At 68.0% G+C, this 23,841-nt stretch carries 27 protein-coding genes; 12 read left to right on the top strand and 15 right to left on the bottom strand.

Annotated elements, in window-relative coordinates; genetic code table 11:
- The first annotated feature begins 51 nt into the window (after positions 1 to 51).
- The 4 genes from AC4EEV_RS08455 to AC4EEV_RS08440 all read left to right on the top strand — a co-directional run bounded on the left by AC4EEV_RS08455 (position 52) and on the right by AC4EEV_RS08440 (position 3,894).
- Positions 52 to 1,602: a purine-cytosine permease family protein gene (locus AC4EEV_RS08455; protein WP_109045694.1), complete on the top strand. Its 1,551-nt coding sequence runs from the start codon at positions 52 to 54 to the stop codon at positions 1,600 to 1,602.
- 63 nt (positions 1,603 to 1,665) lie between these two features.
- Positions 1,666 to 2,613, top strand: a complete 948-nt coding sequence (locus AC4EEV_RS08450) for a polysaccharide deacetylase family protein (protein ID WP_491330644.1) — start codon at positions 1,666 to 1,668, stop codon at positions 2,611 to 2,613.
- Positions 2,614 to 2,659: 46 nt separating this feature from the next.
- Positions 2,660 to 3,565, top strand: a complete 906-nt coding sequence (locus tag AC4EEV_RS08445) for an amidohydrolase (RefSeq protein WP_491330643.1) — start codon at positions 2,660 to 2,662, stop codon at positions 3,563 to 3,565.
- On the top strand, positions 3,469 to 3,894 hold the full coding sequence (locus tag AC4EEV_RS08440; protein WP_491330642.1) for a hypothetical protein: 426 nt from the start codon (positions 3,469 to 3,471) through the stop codon (positions 3,892 to 3,894). Before AC4EEV_RS08445 ends, AC4EEV_RS08440 begins: the two co-directional genes overlap by 97 nt.
- Here the strand turns inward: AC4EEV_RS08440 and AC4EEV_RS08435 are convergent.
- Entirely contained in the window at positions 3,891 to 4,727 is an 837-nt protein-coding gene (locus tag AC4EEV_RS08435) for a helix-turn-helix transcriptional regulator (protein ID WP_285319754.1), read from the bottom strand. The two genes, AC4EEV_RS08440 and AC4EEV_RS08435, sit on opposite strands and share 4 nt — an antisense overlap.
- A gap of 85 nt (positions 4,728 to 4,812) precedes the next feature.
- Here AC4EEV_RS08435 and ilvD point away from each other — a divergent pair, with 85 nt between their 5' ends.
- A complete protein-coding gene (gene ilvD / locus AC4EEV_RS08430) occupies positions 4,813 to 6,672 on the top strand; it encodes a dihydroxy-acid dehydratase (protein WP_133831760.1) in 1,860 nt (619 codons plus the stop codon).
- Positions 6,673 to 6,747: 75 nt separating this feature from the next.
- Here ilvD and AC4EEV_RS08425 read toward each other — a convergent pair whose 3' ends face one another.
- The gene (locus tag AC4EEV_RS08425; RefSeq protein WP_491330641.1) at positions 6,748 to 7,026 is read right to left on the bottom strand and encodes a hypothetical protein; all 279 of its coding nucleotides are present in this window, start codon (positions 7,024 to 7,026) and stop codon (positions 6,748 to 6,750) included.
- Here AC4EEV_RS08425 and AC4EEV_RS08420 point away from each other — a divergent pair.
- The 5 genes from AC4EEV_RS08420 (at position 7,025) to AC4EEV_RS08400 (ending at position 11,072) form a co-directional block, all read left to right on the top strand.
- Positions 7,025 to 7,543 (top strand): hypothetical protein, encoded by a 519-nt coding sequence (locus AC4EEV_RS08420; RefSeq protein WP_240617781.1) that lies wholly within the window; start codon positions 7,025 to 7,027, stop codon positions 7,541 to 7,543. The two genes, AC4EEV_RS08425 and AC4EEV_RS08420, sit on opposite strands and share 2 nt — an antisense overlap.
- Before the next feature lie 87 nt (positions 7,544 to 7,630).
- Positions 7,631 to 8,449: an oxygenase MpaB family protein gene (locus AC4EEV_RS08415; RefSeq protein ID WP_491330640.1), complete on the top strand. Its 819-nt coding sequence runs from the start codon at positions 7,631 to 7,633 to the stop codon at positions 8,447 to 8,449.
- Positions 8,442 to 9,338, top strand: a complete 897-nt coding sequence (locus AC4EEV_RS08410) for a DUF817 domain-containing protein (protein ID WP_133831757.1) — start codon at positions 8,442 to 8,444, stop codon at positions 9,336 to 9,338. The genes AC4EEV_RS08415 and AC4EEV_RS08410 overlap by 8 nt, the downstream gene beginning before the upstream one ends.
- 164 nt (positions 9,339 to 9,502) lie before the next feature.
- Complete coding sequence (locus AC4EEV_RS08405; RefSeq protein WP_491330639.1) at positions 9,503 to 10,636, top strand: MFS transporter; 1,134 nt, start codon at positions 9,503 to 9,505, stop codon at positions 10,634 to 10,636.
- A gap of 40 nt (positions 10,637 to 10,676) precedes the next feature.
- The gene (locus AC4EEV_RS08400; RefSeq protein WP_018760987.1) at positions 10,677 to 11,072 is read left to right on the top strand and encodes a (R)-mandelonitrile lyase; all 396 of its coding nucleotides are present in this window, start codon (positions 10,677 to 10,679) and stop codon (positions 11,070 to 11,072) included.
- Positions 11,073 to 11,151: 79 nt separating this feature from the next.
- On the opposite strand, the gene AC4EEV_RS08395 is transcribed toward AC4EEV_RS08400, so the two are convergent.
- The 7 genes from AC4EEV_RS08395 to AC4EEV_RS08365 all read right to left on the bottom strand — a co-directional run bounded on the left by AC4EEV_RS08395 (position 11,152) and on the right by AC4EEV_RS08365 (position 17,766).
- On the bottom strand, positions 11,152 to 11,574 hold the full coding sequence (locus AC4EEV_RS08395; RefSeq protein ID WP_026264383.1) for a universal stress protein: 423 nt from the start codon (positions 11,572 to 11,574) through the stop codon (positions 11,152 to 11,154).
- A gap of 113 nt (positions 11,575 to 11,687) precedes the next feature.
- Positions 11,688 to 13,067 (bottom strand): LLM class flavin-dependent oxidoreductase, encoded by a 1,380-nt coding sequence (locus tag AC4EEV_RS08390; protein WP_491330638.1) that lies wholly within the window; start codon positions 13,065 to 13,067, stop codon positions 11,688 to 11,690.
- Positions 13,068 to 13,128: 61 nt separating this feature from the next.
- Positions 13,129 to 13,899, bottom strand: a complete 771-nt coding sequence (locus tag AC4EEV_RS08385; protein ID WP_491330637.1) for an ABC transporter ATP-binding protein — start codon at positions 13,897 to 13,899, stop codon at positions 13,129 to 13,131.
- Positions 13,875 to 14,729, bottom strand: a complete 855-nt coding sequence (locus AC4EEV_RS08380; protein ID WP_491330636.1) for an ABC transporter permease — start codon at positions 14,727 to 14,729, stop codon at positions 13,875 to 13,877. Before AC4EEV_RS08380 ends, AC4EEV_RS08385 begins: the two co-directional genes overlap by 25 nt.
- Positions 14,726 to 15,841: an ABC transporter substrate-binding protein gene (locus AC4EEV_RS08375; protein WP_491330635.1), complete on the bottom strand. Its 1,116-nt coding sequence runs from the start codon at positions 15,839 to 15,841 to the stop codon at positions 14,726 to 14,728. Before AC4EEV_RS08375 ends, AC4EEV_RS08380 begins: the two co-directional genes overlap by 4 nt.
- 321 nt (positions 15,842 to 16,162) lie before the next feature.
- The gene (locus AC4EEV_RS08370) at positions 16,163 to 16,810 is read right to left on the bottom strand and encodes a hypothetical protein (protein WP_491330634.1); all 648 of its coding nucleotides are present in this window, start codon (positions 16,808 to 16,810) and stop codon (positions 16,163 to 16,165) included.
- Positions 16,811 to 16,872: 62 nt separating this feature from the next.
- Positions 16,873 to 17,766, bottom strand: coding sequence for a helix-turn-helix transcriptional regulator (locus AC4EEV_RS08365; RefSeq protein WP_491330633.1), 894 nt, complete (start codon positions 17,764 to 17,766; stop codon positions 16,873 to 16,875).
- A gap of 140 nt (positions 17,767 to 17,906) precedes the next feature.
- Here AC4EEV_RS08365 and AC4EEV_RS08360 point away from each other — a divergent pair, with 140 nt between their 5' ends.
- Complete coding sequence (locus AC4EEV_RS08360) at positions 17,907 to 18,923, top strand: zinc-dependent alcohol dehydrogenase family protein (RefSeq protein ID WP_491330632.1); 1,017 nt, start codon at positions 17,907 to 17,909, stop codon at positions 18,921 to 18,923.
- A 149-nt stretch (positions 18,924 to 19,072) separates the two neighbouring features.
- On the top strand, positions 19,073 to 20,113 hold the full coding sequence (locus tag AC4EEV_RS08355; RefSeq protein WP_018760997.1) for an NAD(P)-dependent alcohol dehydrogenase: 1,041 nt from the start codon (positions 19,073 to 19,075) through the stop codon (positions 20,111 to 20,113).
- 89 nt (positions 20,114 to 20,202) lie between these two features.
- Here AC4EEV_RS08355 and AC4EEV_RS08350 read toward each other — a convergent pair whose 3' ends face one another.
- From AC4EEV_RS08350 to AC4EEV_RS08325, 6 genes are all read right to left on the bottom strand, one after another.
- Entirely contained in the window at positions 20,203 to 21,240 is a 1,038-nt protein-coding gene (locus AC4EEV_RS08350) for a nitronate monooxygenase (RefSeq protein ID WP_491330631.1), read from the bottom strand.
- Between the two features lie 130 nt (positions 21,241 to 21,370).
- Positions 21,371 to 21,715 (bottom strand): hypothetical protein, encoded by a 345-nt coding sequence (locus AC4EEV_RS08345; protein ID WP_491330630.1) that lies wholly within the window; start codon positions 21,713 to 21,715, stop codon positions 21,371 to 21,373.
- The gene (locus AC4EEV_RS08340; RefSeq protein WP_133831750.1) at positions 21,712 to 22,293 is read right to left on the bottom strand and encodes an anti-sigma factor; all 582 of its coding nucleotides are present in this window, start codon (positions 22,291 to 22,293) and stop codon (positions 21,712 to 21,714) included. The genes AC4EEV_RS08345 and AC4EEV_RS08340 overlap by 4 nt, the downstream gene beginning before the upstream one ends.
- On the bottom strand, positions 22,290 to 22,856 hold the full coding sequence (locus AC4EEV_RS08335; RefSeq protein ID WP_018761001.1) for an RNA polymerase sigma factor: 567 nt from the start codon (positions 22,854 to 22,856) through the stop codon (positions 22,290 to 22,292). Before AC4EEV_RS08335 ends, AC4EEV_RS08340 begins: the two co-directional genes overlap by 4 nt.
- 114 nt (positions 22,857 to 22,970) lie before the next feature.
- On the bottom strand, positions 22,971 to 23,201 hold the full coding sequence (locus tag AC4EEV_RS08330; protein ID WP_018761002.1) for a CsbD family protein: 231 nt from the start codon (positions 23,199 to 23,201) through the stop codon (positions 22,971 to 22,973).
- A 34-nt stretch (positions 23,202 to 23,235) separates the two neighbouring features.
- Complete coding sequence (locus AC4EEV_RS08325) at positions 23,236 to 23,835, bottom strand: hypothetical protein (protein ID WP_491330629.1); 600 nt, start codon at positions 23,833 to 23,835, stop codon at positions 23,236 to 23,238.
- Between the last annotated feature and the right edge of the window lie 6 nt (positions 23,836 to 23,841).

Raw genomic sequence — 23,841 nt, 5'->3', positions numbered from 1 at the left:
TGATGGGGGCCACATAGCCTTTGAGTACTTATCCACCTCACGGAGGCCCCCATGCAAGAAAAGCTTTCACCAGCAACGCACGGGCACGCGGCCCCTGCCGGCCAGGACCACAACGTCGTGGACCACGAAGCCTGGCTGCAGCCCATCCCCGAATCAGCGCGCACACGCAAGGTATCCGGCCAGTTCTGGATCTGGGCGGGCGCCAACCTGGCTCCCATCAACTGGGTGCTGGGGGCACTCGGCATCCAGCTGGGACTCGGGCTGGCGGACACCGTCACCGTCCTGGTCCTGGGCAACCTGATCGGCATGCTCCTCTTTGGCTGCTTCGTCCTCCTGGGCCAAAAGACCGGAGCCACCGGCATGGTCCTGGCCCGGGCCGCTTTCGGCCGCCGCGGCAATTACCTGCCGGCCGCCATCCAGGCCCTGCTGGTCATCGGCTGGTGCGCGGTGAACACCTGGATCATCCTCGACCTGGTCATGGCACTCTTCGGAACCCTCGGCTGGGTTGACCCTGAAGCCCCCAACTACGCCTGGAAGATCGGCGTCGCCACCTTCATCATGGCCCTGCAGGTCGCTATCGCCTGGTTCGGCTACAAAGCCATCGCGGCCTTCGAAAAATGGACCGTACCGCCCACCATCCTCATCCTGGCTGTCATGTCGGCCGTCGCCTGGTTCGGCATGGACATCGACTGGGGCTACGCCGGACCGGCCGGCGCCATCCTGGAAGGCTCGGAACGGATCGCCGCCATGAGCGCCGTCATGACTGCCATCGGCATTGGCTGGGGTATCACCTGGTTCACCTACGCCGCGGACTACTCCCGGTTCGTCAGCACCAGCGTCCCCAAGAAGAAGGTCTACCTGGCCTCGGTTCTGGGCCAGTTCATACCTGTGGTCTGGCTGGGTGTCTTGGGCGCCAGCCTGGCCACCAACTCCGGGGAGATCGATCCCGGCAAGCTGATCGTCCTCAACTTCGGCGCCATGGCTCTGCCGGTGCTGCTCATGGTGCTCCACGGCCCCATCGCCACCAATATCCTCAACATCTACACGTTCTCGGTCGCGACCCAGGCACTGGATATCTCCATCAGCCGCCGCAAGCTCAACCTGTTCGTCGGCGTCTTCTCGCTCGCCGCCGTCGTCTTCTTCATCTTCCAGGAGGACTTCGCCGCGGTGCTCGACGCCTGGCTGATCGGCCTGGTGGCCTGGGTGGCCGCCTGGGGCGGCATCATGCTGGTGCACTACTTCTGGCTGGACAAGCGCTGGCCGGGCGAGCCGGAGCGCCTGTTCGACGCCGTGGGAACCAAGCGGCTGCCCGGCGTCAACTGGGCCGGTGTCATCTCCCTCGTGGCCGGGATCTTCGCAACCTGGCTCTTCATGTACGGCCTGATCCCCATCATGCAGGGCCCCATCGCGGTGGCACTGGGCGGCTGGGACCTGTCCTGGCTGGCCGGCGGACTGACCAGCGCCGGGGTGTACGCCATCCTCGGGCCGCGGCAGCACATCCGGTACCTCGCAGCGAAGCCCCGGACGGTCACCGCCGTGAACCCCGCCCCCGGAGCAGGCGGCAAGGAAACGGACGCCGCCCCTGTCCTGCCCGCCCGCTAGGCCGCACAGCTTCCCATCCACCAACACCTGGCGGGCGCCCTGCGCCCGCCGAAAGGATTTCCCGTGAACCAGCCCGCCATCGCGGACGCCCTGCATCCGGTCACCTGGCCCGACGGCGCCAAAGCCGCAGCCTCCTTCACCTTCGACGTGGACGCGGAGTCCTGCACGATCGCCCACGACCCCAGCTCCACCCGGCGCATGTCGCTGATGACCCACCAGTCGTACGGTCCCAAAGTCGCCGTACCGCGGCTCCTGAAAATCCTCGAGCGCCAGGACATCAAAGCCACCTTCTTCATCCCGGGCTTCACCGCCGAGTCCTACCGGGACGTGGTCCGGCGGATCGTCGACGGCGGGCATGAGGTGGGCCACCACGGCTACCTGCACGAACCGATGCAGGGCATCGACGCCGCCACCGAGGCCGGCTACCTTGACCGCGGCCTCGAAGCCCTGGCGAAGGTGGCCGGGGTCCGGCCGGTGGGGTACCGGGCACCGTGGTGGGAACTGAATTGGCACTCCCCGGGCCTCCTCGCGGACCGCGGCTTCCTCTACGATTCCAGCCTGCTCGACGGCGATGCCCCCTACCGCTTCGCCGTCGCCGCCGATGATCCCAGGGACATCGTGGAGATCCCCGTGGACTGGACCCTTGATGACTGGGAGCAGTACGCCTTCTACCCCGGTGTGACCGGCAGCGGCGTCATCGAAAGCCCGGCGAAGGTCCTGGAAATGTGGACCCTCGAGGCGCAGGCCCACCACTCCCAGGGCAGCTGCTTCGTCCTGACCAACCATCCGTTCATTTCCGGCCGGCCGTCCAAGGCCGTGGCCCTTGAACAGCTGATCGAGCGGGTGAAGGCGATGGACGGCATGTGGGTTGCCACGATGGAACAGATTGCCCGGCACACCAAGGCCTCGGTCACGGAGGTCCACACGCACGCGCGGATTGACGTACCGGTCTTCCCGGGCGCGGGTGCGCAATTCCAGCCGGCCGTGGTGCGGCAGGGGGTCCTGGCCTAGAGTGGCCGAAAAAGGGCCGGCGCCGCCGGCCGGGAGGAGTGCCGGAATGGACCTCATGGCCAGCCTTCAGGACAGCATCGGGCAGGAACTTGCCTGGCAGATTCCGCTGTACGAGCAGTTCCACCGGCATCCGGAGCTGGGCCTCGCCGAACACGTAACGTCCGCCGCCGCAGCGGACAACCTGGTCCGCTCGGGCTTCGACGTCCGGCGCTTCGGGGGGACCGGCGTCGTGGGCGTCCTCGCCAACGGCGCCGGTCCATGCGTGCTGTCGCTGGCGGACATGGATGCCCTGCCGGTTGCTGAGGCCACCGGGGCGCCCTTCGCCTCCACCGTCCCGGGCGTCATGCACGCCTGCGGCCACGACCTGCATGTGGTGGCCCTGCTGGGCGCGGCACGGTACCTTGCCGGCCACCGGGACGGATGGCGTGGCACCTACGTTGTCCTGTTCCAGCCGGCGGAGGAGACAGCGGCGGGGTCCCGGGCAATGCTCGACGACGGCCTGGCCGCCGGAATCCCGCGGCCGGACGTTGCGCTTGCCCAGCACGTCATGCCCACCGAGGCGGGAACCATCCGTACCACGCCGGGTCCCATCCTCTCGGCCGGAGATTCGGTGCGGATCATCGTGCACGGCCGGGGCGCCCACGGATCCATGCCGCACAAGTCGGTCGATCCGGTGGTGCTGGCTGCCTCGATCGTCCTCCGCCTGCAGACCGTGGTGTCCCGTGAAACGCGCCCGGGGGAGTTCGCGGTGCTGACCATCGGCTCGGTGAACGCCGGTGCCACGGCCAACATCATCCCGGACCGGGCGGAACTGCTGCTCAACCTCCGTACCTACAACATGCGGTCCGGAGCCAGATGCTCGCCGCCATCGAGCGGATCGTCCGCGGCGAGTGCGCGGCTGCCGGCTCGCCGCGGGAACCTGAGTTCGAGTACTACGACCAATACCCGCTGACCAGCAACGATCCGGAGGCCAACGCCAGGGTCACGGCGGCCTTCACCACGACGTTCGGTGCCGACGCCGTCTACCGCACCGCGCCGCAGACGGCGTCGGAGGATTTCAGCCGCATCCCCGACGCTTTCGGGGCCCCGTACGTGTACTGGGTTGTCGGGTCGGTGCCTCGGGAAACCTACCGGCAGGCGGTGGCAGCGGGCACCGTGGACACCGATATTCCAGCCAACCACTCACCGTTCTTCCTGCCCGCCGTGGATCCCACCCTGCGCGTGGCTACGCAGGCGCAGGCTGCCGCGGCCCTCGCGTACTTGGGCGCCGGGGCTTCCTAACCGTTTCGAGCCAGCAGGGACTTCATCTGCGCGGCCGCGTGGCTGCCCGGTGCGGGGGTGTACACCACGATGTGGAGGTCCGGCCGGTCGGACGGGGACACCTGGTGATGTTCCAACTGGAGCACACCCACGGCCGGGTGGTGGAAAAGGCGCTCGCGGGATTCGAAGCCCAGGATGTCGTACAGGTCCCAGCCCTGCCGGAATTCCGGGCTGGCTTCCTTCAGCCGTTCCACTTGGTACTGGATGTCCGGATCACCGAGCCGCTGCCCGGCTTCGGCGCGGAATTCGGCAAGGAACCGCTTGCTGGTGGTTTCCCAGTCCGGCAGGAGGTTGCGGACGTAGGGATCGGTGAACACCAGCCAGAGGAGGTTGCGGTCCGCCGGGGCCACCGTGGCGATGTTCGGAAACAGGGCGGCATAGGCCGTATTCCAGCCGGCCACGCCCCAGTCCGGAAACAGCGCGAAGCTCGGATTGGGGTCCAGTGCATCGAGCAGGCGCTGGATATGGGGCGGGGCGGAATCGGCTGCGGGGCCGGCAGGGGCCGCTGCTGCGTAACCGCCCAAGGACAGGACGTAGCCCACGCCGGTTGCCGAGAGATGCAGGGCCCGGCTGACCGCCTCCAGCACCTGCCGGGACGGGCTGATGTCCCTGCCCTGCTCCAGCCAGGTGTACCAGGTGACGCTGACGCCGGAAAGGAACGCCACCTCTTCGCGGCGCAGTCCCCGGTCGCGCGCCCGGCCGATCGGCGGCAGGCCGTAATCCGCCCGGAGCGCCTGGTCCCGGCGGGCGCGGAGGAAGAGGCCGAGTTCTTTGCGGCGCCCTGGTTCAGTCACCAGAAAATACTATTACTCTGGTACTCCTGCTACTAGTAGTAAGAGCGTCTTCCGCATGGCGGGCCATGCCCGCAGGATGGTAAGCATGCCTGCACTTCGCTCTAAAACTGTCACCCACGGCCGCAACATGGCCGGAGCCCGCGCACTGCTGCGCGCCTCCGGCGTCGCCAACGCGGACATCGGCAAACCGATCATCGCAGTGGCCAACTCCTTCACCGAATTCGTCCCCGGCCACACCCACCTTGCCCCCGTGGGCAGGATCGTCTCCGATGCGATCCTCGCCGCCGGTGCCGTGCCGCGCGAGTTCAACACCATTGCCGTGGATGACGGCATCGCCATGGGCCACAGCGGCATGCTGTACTCGCTGCCGTCCCGCGACCTGATCGCCGATTCCGTGGAGTACATGGTCAACGCGCACTGCGCCGACGCCCTGGTCTGCATCTCCAACTGCGACAAGATCACCCCGGGCATGCTCATGGCGGCCCTGCGCCTGAACATCCCCGTGGTCTTCGTCTCGGGCGGCCCGATGGAAGCCGGCCGCGTGACCCTCACCGACGGCTCCGTCCGTTCACTGGACCTGGTGAACGCGATTGCCGACGCCGTGGACGAGTCCATCTCGGATGCCGACATCAACCTCATCGAAGAGAATGCCTGCCCCACCTGCGGTTCCTGCTCGGGCATGTTCACCGCCAACTCGATGAACTGCCTCACCGAGGCCATCGGCCTGTCCCTGCCGGGCAACGGCTCCGTACTGGCCACCCATACCGCCCGCAAGGCGCTGTACGAGAAGGCCGGCGCCACCGTCGTCGAGCTGGTCAAGCGCTACTACGACGGCGACGACGAGTCCGTGCTGCCGCGCTCCATCGCCACTGCCAAGGCCTTCGACAACGCCATGGCCCTGGACATCTCCATGGGCGGCTCCACCAACACCATCCTGCACCTGCTGGCCGCCGCCCAGGAGGCGGGCGTGGACTACGGCCTGGCCGAGATGGACGCCAAATCCCGCCAAGTGCCCTGCCTGGCCAAGGTGGCACCCAACGTTGCCAAGGACAAGACCTACTACATGGAGGACGTGCACCGTGCCGGCGGCATCCCGGCCCTGCTGGGCGAGCTGAACCGCGGCGGACTCCTGCACAAGGACGTCCACTCCGTCCACTCCAATGACCTGGACGGCTGGCTGGATGACTGGGACATCCGCGGCGGAAAGGCCACCGAAGAAGCGAAGGCACTCTGGCACGCGGCCCCCGGCGGCGTCCGCTCCTCCACCGCGTTCTCGCAGTCGAACGAGTGGACTTCCCTGGACACGGACGCGGCGGAAGGCTGCATCCGCTCCGTGGAGCACGCGTACTCCAAGGACGGCGGCCTGGCCGTGCTCCGCGGCAACGTGGCCGTCGACGGCGCCGTGGTGAAGACCGCCGGCGTGGACGAGTCCATCTGGGTCTTCTCCGGCCCGGCCGTGGTGTGCGAATCCCAGGATGAAGCCGTGGAGAAGATCCTGAACAAGACCGTCAAGGAAGGCGACGTGGTGGTCATCCGCTACGAAGGCCCCCGCGGCGGTCCCGGCATGCAGGAAATGCTCTACCCGACGTCGTTCCTCAAGGGCCGCGGCCTGGGCAAGAAGTGCGCCCTCATCACCGACGGCCGTTTCTCCGGCGGCACGTCCGGCCTGTCGATCGGCCACATTTCGCCGGAGGCTGCCTCCGGCGGCGCCATCGCCCTGGTGGAGGACGGCGACATCATCAGCATCGACATCACGCAGCGCTCCATGCAGCTGGAGGTCTCTGACGAGGTCCTGGCCGAGCGCCGCGAGAAGCTGGAGGTCAACGGCGGCTACAAGCCCAAGGACCGGGACCGCCAGGTTTCCGCTGCCCTGCGCGCCTACGCCGCCATGGCCCTCTCGGCGGACAAGGGCGCCGTCCGGGACGTGTCGCTGCTGGAGCGGTAACGCTGGTTCCTGGCGGGGGAAGGGCAGGTCCATTGGCCCTCCTCCGCCAGGGAATTCGGCGCCACACTTGAAGGGTCATCGTCGGGCCCGGGGAGGTGTGGTGCGCAGGTTTGAACCGTCCCTCGCGGCAGCCGCCCTCGTGATGGTGCTGCTGGCGGGCTGCTCTCCGCAGCCGGCAAGTCCACAGCCATCGCGGTCCTCCGCTGCTGCCTCCGCAGCGGCGACCGGAGCGCCCGCCCCGCCGACGCCGTCGGACGTTCCGTCCTCACCGCCCGCAGAAACAGCGCCCGGCGCTCCCGGGGTCAGTTCCGCCGCGGCGGCCTGGACCACGTTTACGACGGCGGATGGCAGCATGGCGTTCGACCTTCCCGCCGGCTGGCGCGTCAAGGACCCTGCGGGTGAACTGGCCGAGGGTGGCGGGGCATTCGCCGAGGTCCGGAACCAGGCCGGAAAGATAATGGCCACGCTGAGGACCAACATGGCCACCGGATCCACCTGCACCGAAAGGTACCCCTACGAAATCCTGGACACGGTGGACGTCCCGGCGCTTGTCCAGGGCGGAGAGGTGCCGCAGTTCGTGTTCGAATCCCGTGCGAATGCCCCGACCCCCGGCCTGTACAGCACCCCGGCTGCCGGTTACGGCATCACCTCGGGCCCCGCGGCCAGCGGACCGGACGCGTGCCCCATCTTCCAGTTCTTCAGGTGGCCCCCAAACGCTGCCATGTTCGGGGCGTCCTACGACCCCAACAACAACGCGACGCCAGGGGACCCGTCGCTCCCGTACCTGGACCTCGCCCGGAAGTACCGGGGCACGTCCGAGTATTCGGACATCAGGAAGATGATCACCTCGCTGCGGCCGGTGCAGCACTAGCCGGACGCTGTTGGCAGGGGGGGCGCCCGGCCAATGGGGGGACCAACGCCCCGCCCTGCCGTCCTGCCCCTCCGGTACCCTTTTCACATGGTGCAGGAAGTGGCCGATTACCGGGCGGAAGGCATCCTGCTCGCCGGGGCGGGACGGGCCATCCTGCTGCAGCTTGCCAATCCCGCCATCGGCCGCGGGGTGGCGGCACACAGCACCTTCACCGAGCGTCCCGTCAACCGGCTCAAGGGCACGCTCACCTATGTTTACGCCGTCGTGTACGGAACCGATGAGCAGGTGCATGAGGTGCGCCGCAGGGTGAACCGGGCCCATGCCCCCGTGCGGCGCATTCCCGACGAATCGTCCGCCGGGTACAGCGCCTTCGATCCCGCGCTGCAGCTCTGGGTGGCGGCCACGCTCTACGACACAGCACTCACCGTCATCGAGAAGATCTACGGCCCGCTCGATGAAGCCGCCGCGGACGCCATGTATCGGGACTATGCACGGCTCGGTACGGCGCTGCAGGTCCCGCCGGCCATGTGGCCCGCGGACCGGGCAGCGTTCGGCCGCTACTGGCAGGAGCAGCTCGCCGCCCTGCGGGTGGAAGCCGAAGGCGCCCAGGTTGGCCGTGGCCTGCTGTACCCGGAAAACACCGCCTTCTGGTACCGGGCCATGATGCCCTCGGCCCGCTTCCTGACCGCCGGGCTGCTGCCGGGCCAGCTGCGGAAGGACTTCGGCCTCGCCTGGAGCGACCGTCACGAGCGGCGCTTCAACCTGACCATGCGCGTCCTGGCGGTGGCCTACCCCAAACTTCCACGGGGAACCCGGCACTGGTTCAAGGACTACTGCCTGGGCGAGCTCGACAAGGACCTGCACGGGAACGGCCGGCTGCAGCAGCGCCAGGGGAGCCGTGCGTAGTTCCACCCCCGTCGAGCAGAGGATCGACGACTACGCCCGCCGCTTCCTGGCCACGGCCCCGGCCCGCGGCGCCAAGGCACGGCTCACCGAGTTCGCCGTTTTCGGCCTCAAGCAGGGCTGGGCCTGCATCTTCGGAGCCGCGCTCCTGGCCGTGCTCATGGCCGCCCGGCTGTGGTACCCGGACGATGCGGTGCTGGCGCGGAACGACTTCCTGACGCTCGCCGCCGTCGTCATCCAGGTCCTCATGGTCGCGTTCAAACTGGAAACCCTGAGGGAGCTGCGCGTCATCGTCCTGTTCCACCTGGTGGGGACCGTGATGGAACTGTTCAAGACGGACGTCGGCTCCTGGTCCTACGAGGCCGAGGGCGTCCTCCGGATCGGGGCTGTACCGCTCTTCAGCGGCTTCATGTATGCCGCCGTGGGCTCGTACATGGTGCGTGTCTACCGGCTCTTCGACCTCAGGTTCGCTGCCTACCCGAGGCGCTGGATCACTGCCATCCTCGCCGGCGCCATCTACGCCAACTTCTTCACCCACCACTACATCTGGGATCTGCGCTGGGTGCTGCTGGCCGCCGTCGTGGTTGTCTATGGCCGCTGCGTGATGCACTTCCGTGTCTTCCGCAAGGAGTTCCGCATGCCGCTGGTGGTTTCCTTCCTGCTGGTGGCACTGTTCATCTGGATCGCCGAGAACATTGCCACCTGGTCCGGGGCCTGGCTCTACCCTAGCCAGGCCGCAGGCTGGCATCCGGTGGGCCTGGAGAAACTCGTGGCCTGGTTCCTGCTGATGCTCATCTCCGTGGTGCTGGTGGCCTGGGTCTACAAGCCCCGGCCGCCGGAACCACGAGGCATACGACGCAGGGACATTCCGTCGGCTGCACTGCCGCGCTAAAGGGGGGTCTGCCAAGACCCGTTTCAGCAGGGCCCTCGCTAGGGCTTCGGGACCACGCTTTGATGGACTGTATGTCTCCCGAAACCACAACCAGCAGTACCAGGGCGCCGCAACAAACCTCTGGCAGCGAGCATCGCCAGGCCCACTGGGGAGGCGTCTTTGCGATGTCGCTGTGCGTCTTCGCCCTGATCGCCTCGGAGTTCATGCCGGTCAGCCTGCTCACACCAATGGCAGCGGACCTCCAGGTCTCCGAAGGGATGGTGGGGCAGGGCATCGCGGTCTCCGGCCTGTTCGCGGTCCTCACCAGCCTGTCCGTCTCCCGCCTGGCCGGCAGCCTTAACCGCAAGGCCCTGCTGCTGGGCCTCACGGCGTTGATGGCGGTCTCCGGGGCACTGGTGGCCCTGGCGCCGGGATACCTGCTCTTCATGATCGGCCGCGCCCTCATCGGCGTGGTGATCGGGGGATTCTGGTCCCTCTCCGCGGCCACCGCCATGCGGCTGGTCCCGCCCCACCAGGTGCCGCGCGCCCTGGCGATCTTCAATGGCGGCAATGCCCTCGCCACCGTCCTGGCCGCCCCGCTGGGCAGCTGGCTGGGGGCCGTCATGGGCTGGCGGGCGGCCTTCTTCTGCCTGGTTCCACTGGCCGCCGTTGCCTTGGCCTGGCAGTGGTTCAGCCTTCCGTCCATGACGGTGGACAAGCCGCGGGAAGCCGGCAGCGTCCTGGCGATCTTCGCCGCGTTCCAGAACCGCCCGGTGGCCTGGGGCATGGCCGCATGCGGTTCCTTCTTCATGGGACAGTTCGTCCTGTTCACCTACATCCGCCCGTTCCTGGAACGGGTGACGCGGGTTGATGCGGCTACGGTGTCCCTGGTCCTGCTGGTGCTGGGCGTGGCAGGCTTTGCCGGCACCATGCTGATCGGCCGGTTCCTGGGGCAACGCCTGTACCGGACGCTCGCCACCATTCCCGCGCTCATGGCCGTCATTGCGGCGCTGCTCGTGCCGGCGGGCGGCTGGTTCGCCGCCGTCGTGGTTCTTTTGGGTTTGTGGGGCTTGCTGTCAACGGCCGCGCCGGTGGGCTGGTGGAGCTGGGTCGCCGAGGCCATGCCGCACGACGCCGAGGCAGGCGGCGGCTTGATGGTGGCCGTAGTCCAGACCTCGATCGCCATTGGCTCAACCCTGGGCGGCCTCCTGTTCGACTCCGCCGGTTACGGCGGCACCTTCGTTGCCAGCGCAACGGTCCTGTCCGCCGCCGGCGTCCTGGCCTTCGTGACTGCCAAGGCCACGCACCGGATGGCGTGACCAACAGATTTCCAGCCAACCGAATCAACAGGAGGAGACGATGAAGTTCACCAAGAGCGGCGGCCAGACCGGCGCCGGGCCAAAGGAATGGTTCACGGGGACGGTGCAGATCGACGGGATCCGCAATCCCGATGAACAGTCGGCCATCGGCTGCGCCCATGTCCGTTTCGCCCCGGGTGCCCGCACCGCGTGGCACCACCACCCGAAGGGCCAGACCCTCTACGTCACCGACGGCATCGGGCTGGTGGCCCGCCGCGGCGGCGAGGTCCAGGAAATCCGTCCGGGCGACGTCGTCTACATCGAGCCCGGCGAGGAACACTGGCACGGGGCCACCCCCGAGCGGTTCATGGCGCACGTGGCCATGCAGGAAGCTGATGCGGACGGCCAGGTGGTCACCTGGCTCGACCACGTCACTGACGAGGAATACGGGGCCTAGCTCCCGTCCCGGACAGGAAAAAGAGCGGACGACGCCGGAAGAATCCGGCGCCGTCCGCTCTCCTCGTCGCGGGGAAGGGTCAGTCGTCGTAGGTGTTGGCGATGTAGACATCGCACGGGGCGTTGTGCGCCACGCTGTTGGCGACACTGCCCAGGAGCCGGCCGATGCCGCGCATCCTGCGGTTACCCACCACGATCAACCGGGCGTCCAGGCGGATCGCTTCCTTGATCAGGGAATCGGCGGGCTTGCCCCGGGCAGCGAAGTGGGTGACCTCCACCCCGGGCCGGGAGTTGGCCAGGTCCTTCGCCACGATCTCCGAGCTGTCCGCATTGGAAATCCTGACCTTGTCCGAACCCACGCCGAAAGTTTCGGCGGTTTCGCTTTCAAAACCGGTCACCACATGCAGTGATGCTCCCAGCGATTCCGCCAGGCCCAAGGCCACTTCCGCTGCCTTCCGTGCCGACGGGCTCGCGTCCACGCCTACAACCACTACTCCACTCATCCTGCACTCCTTCGTTAGTCCTGGCGCAATGTCCACCTGCCAGTCTAGGGAGTACCCCCGTCATGCTTCGATATCACACAGTTGCTGCCGCAAACGCCGCCGCCGCCTGCCCATCAAAACGCCGAACCGATCGAGGCCAGTTCAGGGGCGGCAGCTCCGGCGTACCGGTTCTCCGGACGCGCCAACCCATAGTGCTCCCGCAGGGTCCGTCCGGTGTACTCGGTGCGGAACAGTCCGCGCTCCTGGAGGATGGGCACCACCTGGTCCACAAAGGTTTCCAGCCCGGAGGGGAGCACCGGCGGCATGATGTTGAAGCCGTCCGCCGCGCCGCCGTCGAACCATTCCTGGATGGCGTCTGCCACCTGCTCGGGCGTGCCGGTGAAGGTGCGGTGTCCGCGGCCGCCGCCCAGCCGGCCGATCAGCTGCCTCACCGTGAGCTGCTCGCGGCGGGCCAGTTGCACGATCAAGGTGTAGCGGCTCTTGGCCCCCTCGATCTCATCCTCGCTGGGCAGGTTGGCCGGCAGTTGGCGGTCCAGGGGCAGGTCCTCCGGGTCCACGCGGAGGGTCCTGGCCAGCTGGATCCGGGCGTACTCCGGCTTGATCAGCCGGTCCAGTTCGCGCTCCAGCTCCAGGGCCTCCTCCTCGGTGGCACCGATGACCGGGACAATGCCCGGCAGGATCTTGATGGTTTCCGGGTCGCGGCCGGCGGCTGCGGTGCGGGCCTTGAGGTCGCGGTAGAAGTCCTGCGCGTCGGCCAGGGTCTGGTGTGCGGTGAAGACGGCATCCGCATAACGGGCGGCGAGGTCCTTGCCGTCCTCGGACGAACCGGCCTGGACAACCAAGGGATGGCCCTGCGGCGACCGGGGAACATTGAGGGGGCCGCGGACTTTGAAGTGCGTGCCCTGGTGGTCGATGGTGCGGATCTTGTCCGCGTCGCCCCATACGCCGCCGGCCTTGTCTGCCAGCACGGCGTCGTCCTGCCAGCTGTCCCAAAGTTTCTGCGCCACCTCGATGAATTCGGCGGCACGCTCGTACCGGACGGCGTGGGCGGGCTGATCGTCCACGCCGAAGTTCCGGGCGGCGTCGGGGCCGGCCGTGGTTACCACGTTCCAGCCGGCGCGGCCGCCGCTGGCCCAGTCCACCGAGGCGAAACGGCGGGCCAGGTTGAACGGCTCGTTGTAGGTGGTGGAGGCGGTGGCGATCAGCCCGATGCGTTCGGTGGCGCCCGCGATGGCCGTGAGCAGCACCGTGGGCTCCAGCTTGCCGCCCGGGCGGCGGCCCACCTCGCCGAACAGGACGGGGGAGTCGGCAAAGAAGATCGAATCGAGCTTGCCGCGCTCGGCTGTTTGGGCGAGCTTTTGGTAGTGCCCAATGTTCGTGCCCGCGTGCGGGTCGCTTTCCGGCAACCGCCAGGATGCTTCGTGGTGGCCAGTGCTCATCAGGAAGGCGTTGAGGTGAAGCTGGCGGTCGGTGGGCTGGTTGTTGGCAGTCATGGCTGTTTCCTTGCTGGATGGAGGGAAGGGGCGTGGGTTTCGGCAGGCGCAGCCACCGGGGTCAGTGGCCCGCCGTTGCTTCGACGCCGAGTGCGGCCAGGAGATCGCGGCGGAGGGCCTCGTGTCCGGCGGCGTCTGCGGAGGTGCGGATGGGTTCCGGCACGGGCCGGACCGTGGCGATCCGGCCCTGGTCCAGGACCACGATCCGGTCAGCAAGCGCAATGGCCTCGTCCACGTCGTGCGTGACCAGCAGGACGGCGGGACGATGTGCTGCCACCAGGTCCTGGAGCAGTCCGTGCATCCTGATCCGGGTCAGCGCGTCCAGGGCGCCGAACGGCTCGTCGGCCAGCAGCAGCTGGGGTTCGCGGACCAGTGAACGGGCCAGCGCCACACGCTGCTGTTCGCCGCCGGAGAGTTGGTGCGGCCATGCTTTTTCACGTCCGGCGAGCCCCACTTCCGCGAGGGCCTTGCGGGCCCGGGCCCCGGCGTCGTGCTCCCGGACGCCCAGGGTGACATTGCCCAGCACGCTGTCCCACGGCAGCAGCCGGGAGTCCTGGAAGACCACGGAGACGCGGTCCGGGACGCTGATCACGCCGCTGCCGCGGACGTCGTGGTCCAGCCCGGCGAGGGCGCGCAGCAGCGTGCTCTTGCCGCAGCCGCTGGGTCCGAGCAGGGCCACGAACTCGCCGGGCGCGATGTCCAGGTCCACACCGTCCAGGACACTCTTGGTACCGAAGCTGCGGATGAGCCCGCGGACTGAAACAGCGGCGCCGGACTTAGTGCCGGCGGGGGAGGGGGCGACGGCGGTCAGCCCGCCAGGGTGCGCTGCCATGAGAGGGCCTTTCGTTCGATGAAACGGACAATGCCGTCGGAGAGGAGGCCAAGGATGCCGTAGACGGCAAGGCCCAGGATGATGATGTTGGTCTGGCCGTAGGTGCGGGCGAGCTCCATCATGTAGCCGATCCCGCTGGTGGCGTTGATCTGTTCCACCACCACCAGGGACACCCAGGCGCCGGTCACCGCGAAGCGCAGGCCCAGGAAGAAACCGGGCAGGGCTCCGGGGAGGACCACCTTGCGGATGAAGCCGGCCCGGCCCAGGCCCACCGTCTGGGCAAGTTCGACGAACCGCAGGTCGATGCCGCGCAGCCCGGCATGGGTCTGCAGGTAGACGGGGACAAAGACGCCCAGGGTGATGGTGAGGACCTTCATGGTCTCGTCGATGCCGAACCACAGGATGAGCAGTGGGATCAGGGCCAGGCCGGGGATGGCGCGCTTGATCTGCACCGGCCCGTCGATGACTGCTTCACCGATCCGGCTCAGCCCGGACAGCAGGGCCAGCACCGCTCCCACCAGGATGCCGAAGAACAGTCCCAGGCCGGCGCGCTGGGCGGAGATCGCCAGGTTCTCCTGGAGCCGGCCGTCGGCGATGAGCTCACCGGCGGTGGCCACGACGGTCCAGGGTTCGGAGAGGATGCGCGGGTCCAGCGCCCCGGTGGCGGAAGCAGCTGTCCACAGCAGCAGCAAAGCGGACGGGCCCACCCAGGCGAGCCGCCGTCGTCGTCCGGGCCCGAGCCTCCTGCCTGTGGGCCGCACGTCCGGCCGGCCAGCCTGCGCCGGGTCCTGGTGCGGTGCGACGACGGGACGGTCCAGGACCGCGCTCATGCCGCGCCAGCCTTGGCGGCGGAGGCGAACGCCGTGCCGGCGATGGCCTCGAAGCGGGTGTCGTAAAGATCTGCCGCCGTCAACTGCGGCTTCTTCTGCTCGCGCGCCAGCAGGTCGATGGTTTCCTGGTGCCGGGCGATCGCGTCGGTCCACGTGGTGGGCAGGTCGCGTTTGCCGGTGGCGTCGATCAGGTACTGGCCATCCTCACGGGACAGGCCCTGGTCCTTGACGTAGTAGCCCTCCAGCCACTCGGCCGGGTGGTCCTCGATCCAGCGCTGCGCCTTGCCCCAGACTTTCGCGTAGCCGGCAAGGGCGGCAGCCTTGGCGGGATCGGCCAGGACTTTGGCGGGGGAGTAGAGGAGGCTGGGATCATCGCGCAGCCCGTGGCGGAGGGTGGTGGCGCCGTCGGCCTTGTACTTGGCCAGGTAGCGCTTGATCTGGACGCCGCCCAGCGGAGCCGCGTCCACCTGCTTGCTGGCCAGCGCCGTGGCGTAGGCGTCCCCGGTGCTGGGGAGCTCCACGAGCTTGACGTCTTCCTGCTTGAGGCCGGCTTTGTCCAGGATGCGCAGCACCAGGGCGCCCTGTGCCTGGCCGGGGGAGTAGGCCACTTTCTTCCCGCGCAGCTCCTCGAGCTTGCCGATGCCGGCTCCCGGTGCCACACCGAGCTCGTAGATGGGATGGTTCACCGCGTCCTGCCGGTAGCCGGCGGCGATGATGCGGACGTCCAGCCCGGTCCAGGTGGCGTGGATGGGCGGAATGTCCGCCACTGACCCGACGTCCAGGGCGTTGGCGCGGAAGGCCTCGGTGGTCTGCGGGCCGCCGGAGATGTTGGCGAATTCCACCGTAAAGCCGTCCAGGTCCTTGATCAGGCCGGACAGTTCCAGGGCCACTTTGATGCTGGGATCTCCCACCGTGATGGTGGTTCCGGCGGGGACGGAGGCGCCCAGCGGGCCAAGGGATGACTGGCTGATGCGTTCGGCGCCCGCGGTGGCGGCACCGCCGCAGGCTGAGAGCAGCCCCGCGGCAGGCAGGGCCAGGAGGGCGCCCAGGGCGCGGCGGCGGGTAAACGCCCGAGCGGGGCCGGGTCGGGGCGGGGATGCTGGGAAGGACATGGTGTTCCTTTCGGGAAGATTCCGGGTACGACGACGGCACCCGGGATGGGTGCCCGGGTGGGCGTGGGAGGTTGGTGGGGGTGCCTGAACGGCGCTGGGTGCGTGGTTTTGCGCTGATGTCCCCGGTGGTGCGTACGGCTTGGCCGGTGCCGTAGAAACACCTAAACACGGCTTGCGGCATCTTGGCCAGCATCACGCAACGGACGCTCAACGCGACGAAACGGCACTACTCATGGCGCCATCCTGGAGACAAAGCAGGCAACCCGGCGCCATGAACCGCAACGGACGTTAATGTGACTGGACGTCCGCGAAGGCCCGTCGTCAGGCGCCGAAAAGCTTCCTGCCGAGGCCCTGGAAGAACCCCGGTTCCAGCGCAGGGTCGATGACGGCCGGCCGTGCACCGGGATCCGTCCCCCAACGTTCCACCGGCCGGCGCCTGTTGTTCCAGTCGACCGCCCCGAACTCCGGATTGTAGAGCGGCGGGTCTACCCCTTCCGCAGTGAAGATGGCCCACATCCAGTCAGGGATGCAGTCCGCCGTCCGGGGGTAGGCCAGGAGTTGGCGTGCCCAGATGGACGCACCAGCCGGTTCCGCGCCGGGGTGCCACCGGCCGTCGTCCGTCTTCTTGAGAAGTTCCTCATCAAAGAGCTCCACCACTCCGGGGCGGTCAGGGTAAACATGGACCTCCGCCGAGGTCCAGGTTCCGATACGCGGTTCGTAGGCCCGGCTGCGGTATTCGTCCAGCCATACGATCAGCGCCTCGTAGGAGAACTCTTCCTTGCCATCCACAAGGTCACGAAGTTTGCCGCCGGTGCGGGCACAGCCGTGGCCCAGGGTACTGGAGCCCCGGTGGACCAGCACTTGCACCACTTCCTCAGTCCCGCGGGCAAACCCGGCGGGACCAAAGGCCTCACGGCTGAGCCGTTCAAGCCCTTCAATGACGAACGGATCCGCTCTTAGGTCACGCACGGACAGGTCACCGGCTTTCTGTTGACTGAGGATGGAACGGTGGCCCGGTGTCAGGCCCGATGTCAGGCCCGCACGCGGCCCTGGGCCAAGCCGGCAACATTCTCGGTGACCGCCCAGGACGCAAGGAGCTTGAGGGCTTCCTCGGAGGGGCTGCCGGGGGTTGCGGGATACACGGTGAGGGTATGTCCGGGGTCCTCCTCCAGCCCGAGGACCTGGTAGTTCAGCTCAAGGAGCCCCACCACCGGGTGCTGGAAGAACTTGGTGCCCGCGTAGTGGCGCCGGACGTTGTGCGCGGCCCACAGGGTGCGGAATTCGTCGCTGCGCATGGACAGTTCGCCGATGAGTTCCGCGATCCCCTTGTCATGCGGGTTGCGGCCGGCCTCGCGGCGGAGGATGGCCACGTTGGTGTTCGCTGCCCGCTCCCAGTCCGTGTAGAAGTTGTGGGCTCGGGGGTCCAGGAAGATGAACCGCGAGTGGTTGGCCGGCCGCGACGGAGTGCGGTACATGTCCGAATAGAGCGCATAGCCCAGGGTGTTGGCGGCCACGATGTCCAAACGGTTGTTGCCAATAAAGGCCGGTGCCCCCGTGATGGTGTCCAGGAGGTACTGCAGCTCCGGCCGCACCGCCGTGGACGCGGAACCGCCGGCGCCCGCAGCCCGCTTGCGTCCCGAGGTGTTGGCTGTCCGTGCCAGGTCATAGAGGTGGTCGTGTTCGGCCCGGTCCAGTTCCAGGGCGCCGGCAATGGCATCCAGGACGCTGTCCGAGACGCCATTGAGGTTGCCCCGTTCCAGGCGCGTGTAGTAGTCCACGCTGACGCCCGCCAGCCGGGCTACCTCCTCGCGCCGCAGCCCCGGGACCCGGCGCCGGCCGCCGTACGGTTCAATGCCTGCCTGCTCGGGGGTGATGCGTCCACGGCGGGAGGAGAGGAACTGCCGTACCTCGGCTCGGTTATCCATAGGGACCACGTTACGACGATTCCGCGAACCGTAAGGAGGGTCTGCCAAAACCAGTTTCGGCAAGATCCTCGCCAACTGCCGGCGCTGCGGGTTTGATGTACTTGTCCGCTTTCAGCCGTTCAGCATTTGGAGGACCCAGCATGCGCGCAACCATCATGCACGCCCCCGGAGACGTCCGCGTCGAGGACCGTGACAAGCCAGCCATCCAGCGGCCCACGGACGCAGTCATTAAGCTCGTTGCCGCCTGCGTGTGCGGGTCCGATTTGTGGCCCTACCGAGGCGCCGACAAGCTGGCCCGGCCGCAGCCCATGGGCCACGAGTACGTGGGCATCGTCGAAGAAATCGGCGCCGACGTGAAGAACGTCCAACCGGGCCAATTCGTCGTGGGGTCCTTCTTCGCCTCGGACAACACCTGTGAGATCTGCCGTTCCGGCTACCAAAGCGGCTGCGTCCACCGCCAGGGCGTGGGCGGCGCCCAGGCCGAATACCTGCGCGTCCCGCTGGCGGACGGCACCCTGGTGGCTACCCCGGAAATGCCCGACGACGCACACATTCCATCCTTGCTTGCCGCCTCCGATGTGCTGGGCACCGGATGGTTCGCCGCCAAGGCAGCCGAGGTGGGCCCTGGCAAGACTGTAGCGGTCGTGGGCGACGGCGCGGTGGGGCTCTTGGGGATCCTGGCAGCCAAGCAGATGGGCGCCGGGAAGATCATCGCCATGTCCAGGCATGCGGACCGGCAGGCACTGGCCCGCGAGTTCGGTGCCACCGACATTGTCGAAGAACGTGGTGACGCTGGCGTGAAAAAGATCAAGGAACTCACGGGCGGGCTCGGCGCACACTCGGTTATCGAGGCCGTGGGCACCCAGGAATCGATGCTGCAGGCCATCCACGCCACCCGCGCCGGAGGCCACGTAGGGTTCGTGGGCGTCTCCCATGATGTGGCGCTGCCCGGCCGGGACCTCTTCTACTCGCACGTCCACCTGCACGGCGGCCCTGCCCCGGTCAGGCAGTACCTGCCCGAGCTGATCGACCGGATCCTCCGCGGCGAGATCAATCCCGGCAAGGTGTTTGACCTTGAACTTCCCCTGGAACAGGCAGCGGAGGCGTACAAGGCCATGGACGAACGCCGGGCCATCAAGGTGCTCCTGCGCCCGTGACCACGGTCCTGCCCCCGACTGGAGGCCGTCGAGGGTAGGACTCCCAAGACCAGTTACAACAGGGCCACCCTGGCCGCCTCAACACACAGGGTTTCACCAGGGAAGCCCTTGTAGCATCGAGTTATCCCCCAACAGATCAGAGGAGAACCATGACTACCGTCAAGGCTTATGCATCCCCGTCCGCAACGGAGGACCTGGTGGCCACCACCATTGAACGCCGCGAGGTGGGTCCGCACGATGTCATGATCGAAATCAAGTTCGCCGGCATCTGCCACTCGGACATCCACACCGTCCGCGGCGACTGGGGCCCGCAGCAGTACCCGCTGGTCCCCGGCCACGAAATCGCCGGCATCGTCACCGAGGTTGGCTCGGCCGTCACCAAGCATGCAGTCGGCGACCGTGTGGGTGTTGGCTGCATGGTCAACTCCTGCAAGGAGTGCGTCAACTGCCAGAAGGGCGAGGAGCAGTACTGCCTCAAGGGCAACGTGGGCACCTACGGCGCCGTTGACCGCGATGGCACCATCACCCAGGGCGGCTACTCCACCCACGTCGTGGTCACCGAGGACTTCGTGGTGACCATCCCTGAGGGCATCGACCTCGACGTTGCCGCGCCGCTGCTGTGCGCAGGCATCACCACCTACTCGCCCCTGCGCCACTGGGGTGCCGGCCCCGGCAAGAACGTTGCCGTCGTCGGCCTCGGCGGGCTGGGCCACATGGCCGTCAAGCTCGCCCACGCCATGGGCGCCGAAGTGACCGTCCTGTCGCAGTCGCTGAAGAAGCAGGAAGACGGCCTGAAGCTGGGCGCCGACCACTACTACGCGACCAGCGACGAGAACACCTTCTCCGAGCTCGCCGGATCCTTCGACCTGATCATCAACACGGTCAGTGCCTCGATCGACATCAGCTCCTACCTGGGCCTCCTGAAGCTGGACGGCGCGCTGGTGAACGTCGGTGCCCCGGCCGAGCCGCTTCCTGTCAACGCCTTCGCACTGATCGGCGGGCGCCGCTCCTTCGCCGGTTCCATGATCGGCGGGATCCGTGAAACCCAGGAGATGCTCAACTTCTGCGCCGAGCACCACCTGGGCGCCGAGATCGAGGTCATCCCGGCCGAGAAGATCAACGAGGCCTACGAGCGCGTCCTCGCCTCGGATGTCCGGTACCGGTTCGTGATCGATACCGCCACCCTCTAAAGCACCACCACGTGCGGCGGGCCGGCTCCGAAAGGGGCCGGCCCGCCGTCGTGCTTAACCCGTGGGTGAAGGACGACGCCGGACCGGCCTCACGGCGCGAGGCTTCGCAGGATCGACGCGGCCGGGCCCGCCATGGTGGTCCGGTAGTTGATGCCTGCCCAGAGGTTCAGCCCTTCCGGATCCCCCGCGGCTGCCGCCGCGGCACGCAGGGGAGTGGTGAGGTGGTGGATTTCCGGGTACCCGTAGGGGGCATCGGCGTCGTGGCGGCGCATGAACGCGTTGTACAGCCCGCGGGCATTGCGGCCGGAAAACGCGCGGGTAACGGCGGTGGTGGTGAAATGCTCCGGGGATGCCAGTGCCGCCCGGTGCGCCGGTTTGGTTCCGGCTTCGTCGGCACGGAGGAAAGCCGTGCCGGCCTGGACGGCTGCTGCACCGATGCTGAGGGCGGCCCGCGTTTCGTCCGCAGTGGTGATCCCGCCGGCCGCGACCAGGGGCACGTCGAGGTCGGACAGCTCCTCGAGGATCCCGTGCAGGGGCACCTCCGGCGGGGCGCCGGCGGAGTCGAAGGTGCCGCGGTGGCCGCCGGCCTCGGGCCCTTGGACGCAGAGGGCATCCGCACCCCGGGTAAGTGCCTGGAGTGCCTCGTCCCGGCCGGTCACCGTGGCCATGACGTACACGCCGCGTTCCTTCAGGGAACCCACAACGTCTGCACCGGGAAAATCGAAGGTAAAGGACACCACCGCCGGTGCCAGGTCCAGCAGGACCTGGAGCTTCCTGTCCCAGCCGTCATCGTCGTGCCGTGGATCCCCCAGTTCGACGCCGAAGCGTTCGGCGTCGGGGGCGAGCGAGGCGGCATAGCGCTGCAGGGCGTCGGGAGTGATGACGGAGGGCTGGGGGACAAAGAGGTTGACACCGAAGGGTGCGCCCGTGTGTCCCCTGACGGCTTCAATGTCGGCGCGCATCGCGTCCGCCGTCTTATACCCGGCGGCCAGGAAACCCAGGCCGCCGCCGGCGCTGACCGCAACCGCCAGCTCCGGAGTGGACGGCCCGCCCGCCATGGGCGCCTGGATGATGGGCAGTTCCAGGGACCTGGGACTGAACCGACGTGGTTTCCGCTCGCTGTTCAACTCATGCCTCCCGGGCCGGCTGCGCCTACCTGACGAATGCTACGCCGGTCCTGCTCCGGCACGAAGCGGCGGGGATGGAGCCGCCGGTATGGACCGGTCGTGACAGGGCCGGGGCGTGCGGGGAACGTCCCTAGGCGTCGTGGCTTCCTGCCGTCACCGGGCCTGCGGGCGCAATCCGCGCCACCGTGACCTTCACGGAAACGTCCGCCGGGGCAAAGTGCTTCCGGACCGCGGCGGCAACTCCACGGACCACATCCGGGGTACGGGCCTCCGAGCTGACGCCTACCCGCACCGTCACCTCGGTGCGGCCGTCCTGGTCACGGACGTCCACCAGGGCGTCGTTTTCCGGCTCCGCGGCCCGCGGGTTCAGTACGGACGCGGCCCGGGCCGGAAGGCGCTGCCACAGGCTCCGTGCGGGAAATACTTCCGTGACGCCGTCGACCGCCATGACGACGTTCTTCAATGGTGTGGTCACTGTTCCTCCCGGGGGGCGTCGATGACGTCGGTGATGGTGATGTCGATGGCCGCAATGGTCAATTCCGTGTGCCTCGCCAACGCCTCGGCCAGATCCTGCCGCAGCGATGCCGCACTGTCCATGAGGTGTTGGCCGAACAGCACGGCGAGGTCCACACGGACCGTCACCGGCTCTCCGGGGAGGGTGACGTCGCCGTCGAGCTTTACGCGTCCGGCTACTGTCCCTGGCAGGTTGTCAGCCACGGACCGGACCAGCGCAAGCACGGCCCCTTCCGTTTCGGACAGCGTGTCGGCGGGGTCGTCGGACCGCAGCGGGATGGTCCTGCCGGGCCGCAGTTCCAAGGCCAGGTTCGCCAGGATGTCCTTCATCCACTCGTCCGTGCCACTGCCGGCCGCGGCAACGTCGCTGGCAAAGAGCTCGTTGCCGGCGGCGGAAAGCCGGCGGAGGGAGTCGAGCCCGTTGCGGCATTCCGGGCAGGATTCCAGGTGGTGCGGGTCGGCGAATTCACCCGTGTCCAGGTAGATGCTGAGTTCCTCAAGTGTGTGGCCGCACTCGAATGTGTCGTGGGGCATGCTCATCGCCAATCCTCCATTTCGCGGACCAAGGCAGTCCTGGCACGGGCAAGCCGCCCCCGGACACTGGCTGGGCTGATGTTCAGGGTTTGCGCAATTTCTTCGTAGCTCTGTCCGTTGATCTCTTTCAGGATCCAGCAGCGCCGCTGCTCTTCGGGCAGGGTGGCCAGGGCCGCCTTCAGCGATTCGATGCCGGCGCCGGCCACCGCTGTCGTCTCGGGCCCGGCTCCGGGCGAGACAGTGTCCGGCGGCGCGTCGTCCTCCCCGCCGGCCAGGCTGGTGTGGTTCCTGCGGCGGCGCAGCAAATCGATGCTCCGGCTGCCGGTCAGCCGCAGCAGCCACCCTTTGACGGCCGCCGGGTCGCGCAGGGTGTCCAGTTGCTTCCACGCTTGGACCAGCGCTTCCTGCACGGCGTCGTCGGCGTCCGCGTAGGAACCTGTCAGCCTGCGCGCGGAGGCCCGCATGTGTGGGCCGTAGCGCCGGGCGAGGGCTTCAAAGGCCGCCGTGTCGCCGTCGGCCGCCCTGCCCACCAAAATGGCATCGGGGACCAGATCCAACTGGTCCCGCATCAAGGGTGAACCTGTCACCGAACCCTGCTTTCACTATCGGCGCGAACGCCTCACGCGCGGCAGGCAGGTCCGCGGACCGCCGTGGCGGTGCCGCGGGCCTGCCGCGGGGATTGGCTAGTCTTTGCGGAAACCTTCTTTGACCTTGGCGGCAGCGTCCTTGAGGTTGCTGCCGATGCCCTTGGCTGCGTCCTTGACCTTCTCGCCCGCTTCCTGGAGTTTCGCCTGCGCCTGGTCCCGCTGGCCTTCACGTTCCAGCTCCTCGTTGCCGGTCAGCTTGCCGGCACCTTCCTTGGCGGCGCCGAGGTGGTTGGTTGCCGCGTTGTTGAGCTTGTCGTCGAGTCCCACGATGGTGTGCCTTTCTGTCGTGTTCGGTTTCGTGCTAGCCCGCGCGCAGTGCCCGGGCCAGTGTGGTCCTGGTTCCAGTTCCTATTCGGACCAGGACGTCGGTGTGATGGCCCAGCAGTGCATCAATGCTGCGGACCAGTTCCTCGGCCACGTCCGCCACCTCCCGCGGCGAGGCGCCGCGGCGTGCCTGGAGGGTCAGGCGCAGGGAGGTGCGCGCGGCGTTTTTGGAGCCGCGCCGGCCCCACGCGGTCAGGGAACTGCCGACGACGGACCGGTTGCCTTCCAGCGCCGCCTCCACGGCGGCTGCCAGGTAGGAGACCTCCACTGCGGTAGCCCCCAGTTCCGGGTCGTCTTCCCGCGCCGCCGTCCTGGTCCGGCCGCCGCCTTGGCGGGCCAGCCAGAGAATCGTGGTGAGCGCCGCCAGCAGCAGTACCGCTGGCACGGCCAAGGACCACCAGCTGCCCAGCGGTTCCGGCGACGGCGCGGTGTCCCGGAGGGCCTGCCACGCCGTCAAGGCGCTGCCGGCGACAGCGGTCCAGCCCGTGCGTACGTCCGCGCTCAGCCCGGCGGCCGCCACCAGGATTCCAGCGCCGATCAGGATCACTCCGGCAAGGGCCAGAAAGGTCCTGTTCATTGCCCT

The sequence above is a fragment of the Pseudarthrobacter sp. MOO14 genome (genome assembly GCF_058267675.1).
This window is presented reverse-complemented; position numbering and strand designations above follow the sequence as displayed.